The sequence below is a fragment of the Lysinibacillus sp. GbtcB16 genome (assembly GCF_019091145.1).
In the GTDB taxonomy this organism is placed as follows: Bacteria; Bacillota; Bacilli; order Bacillales_A; family Planococcaceae; genus Lysinibacillus; species Lysinibacillus fusiformis.
Window position 1 is genome coordinate 1 of record NZ_JAGXJV010000930.1, and the last position, 232, is coordinate 232.

At 44.8% G+C, this 232-nt stretch carries 1 protein-coding gene; it reads left to right on the top strand.

The window, feature by feature from the left end; translation table 11 throughout:
- Positions 1–232, top strand: a 232-nt coding sequence (locus KVT27_RS26345; RefSeq protein ID WP_217582352.1) for an S-layer homology domain-containing protein, incomplete at both ends; no start/stop codon positions are given.

Sequence of the window (232 nt, forward strand, 5' to 3'; positions counted from 1 at the left end):
TCAGTAAATTTGCCGTGTCCTATGTGTTCAAAACCTTCGAAGATGCAGGAGTTTACCCTTGGGCACAAGTTCCAATAGAAGTGTTAGCCTCCAAAGGAATTATCAATGGTGTCTCTGAGACTGCGTTCCAACCCGAAGAGAAGATTACCAGAGCGGATTTCCTGCTTCTGCTCATGAAAACATTAGGCTTAACGGCGGATTTCAGCGATAATTTCAGCGATGTCAGCCAATC